We start from the raw sequence: 1558 nt of genomic DNA, 5'->3' as shown, positions 1-1558 counted from the left end.
AAATGGCTATTAGGCTGTTTTACCCACCATTTTGACCTATACGCCTTTTTTTTATTACCTTTGTAACGTGGTTATTGAGTTGCAATACAGGTTGCATAGATAGCCGATTACCTATCCTATTCATTTCGTTATTATTATGAAACTGGCATATAACTTATCGATCCTGATCGGGCTTATGATGCTTCTCTCAGGCTGTGGCTTGATGAAGCTCTTCACCTCGGAGCCAAGGGATGTCTGCAAGGCGCAATTGGAGACCAAGGAAGGAGCTACCTACACAGGGTATCTTAGGATGCCTATGTCGGGGGACAAGGAGCTCAAGCTCTTCGATGACCTCGCCCTCGCCCATTCAGCCGGCACCTTCAAGTCCGAGGATCTGAAAGGCATCGAGCTAAGCAACCCCAAGAAACCGGACTCGAGCTATCGCTTTGAGTACAAAAAGTTCTCCACCTTCCTGCAAAGCAATGCCGCATGGATGACTCTCGTAGATAGGGGACCTGAGCTTACGGCCTACCTCCTGGCCTCTTCGTACAAGATTGATGAGAATGGGGACATCTTCTTCATCGGCAACGAGCAGCGGATCATACGTAGTGGAGGAAGTATGGCTGTGGTAAAGCCCAGCTTCCCACTATTCTTGGAGAAACGCGGAGGTATCCTAAGAAAGGTTGCTCTGGTACACGGGATCAACTATGAAGGATCTCAGTTTAGAGGCGGAGTGGTCAGATTCCTTGCCGATGATCCGGAGCTCTGTAGCTATGTGAGAGGACTGAAGTGGGAGTTTGAGGACATAGATAAGGTGGTGAAGTACTACGATCCTCACCGCAAGGGTGAGCTGGTCATTAAGGATGACCGGGGTCAAGTCCTCGCTCTGCCACCACATAAGATGGTCACGGGTGCGCTGTCAGGCGAGCTTATCTACACTGCGGATCTGGCTAAAAACCTAACGCCACACTTTGGGATGGCCTCCTACCTCGGGCTCCGCTCATCCCTCGGGACGTACTTCACTTATGGCGGGTCTGTAGGATTCAATCAGCCCTGCCTCGTGGATGATACGGCACTGATAACGGAGGATCCGAGCTTCTTGTTGAAAGATCGCAAGGAAGTGGAGGTACCTCAGGAGTTCATCAAGCGAGTGACCCTTTTTAGCTTCAATGCTTTTGCGGGTCTGCAGGTGCCGCTTGACCTAAAGTCTGTATATGTCATTCCTTCCCTGAGTGGATGTGTTACCGGTGACCTTCACTCCGACTACAGCCTGATCAGTGCTGGACCGCTCGTAAGGTGCGACTTTGGCATCCCCTTGAAGTATGGGAATATGCTCTTCTTCGGTGCCGGATACAAGTATGGCTTCCCCATCAAGGATGCAGATGAGATGGCAGCTGACAACTACAAGAATGTGACCCCTTATGGTCAGTCTCATACCGTCTTTCTGTCCATCGGTTATATGTTTTGACCCGTAGATCTTCCTTAAATAAGGGAGCGAAAGAGATTCTCTTTCGCTCCCTTATTATTATAGACTTATAGGTCAACGAACAAAGGTATCTGTTTTTTTTCTTCTACTTCG

General features: G+C 49.1%; 1 protein-coding gene. It reads left to right on the top strand.

Annotated features, from left to right (window positions below):
• Positions 1 to 136: 136 nt before the first annotated feature.
• Positions 137 to 1447: a hypothetical protein gene (locus QVO39_RS01225; RefSeq protein WP_244400576.1), complete on the top strand. Its 1311-nt coding sequence runs from the start codon at positions 137 to 139 to the stop codon at positions 1445 to 1447.
• The last annotated feature ends 111 nt before the right edge of the window (positions 1448 to 1558 follow it).

This window comes from Porphyromonas sp. CAG:1061, from assembly GCF_000435035.1.
Classification (GTDB): Bacteria; Bacteroidota; Bacteroidia; order Bacteroidales; family Porphyromonadaceae; genus Porphyromonas_A; species Porphyromonas_A somerae.
Note: the sequence above shows the minus strand (reverse complement) of the source record. Positions and strands in the feature narration are given on the sequence as shown.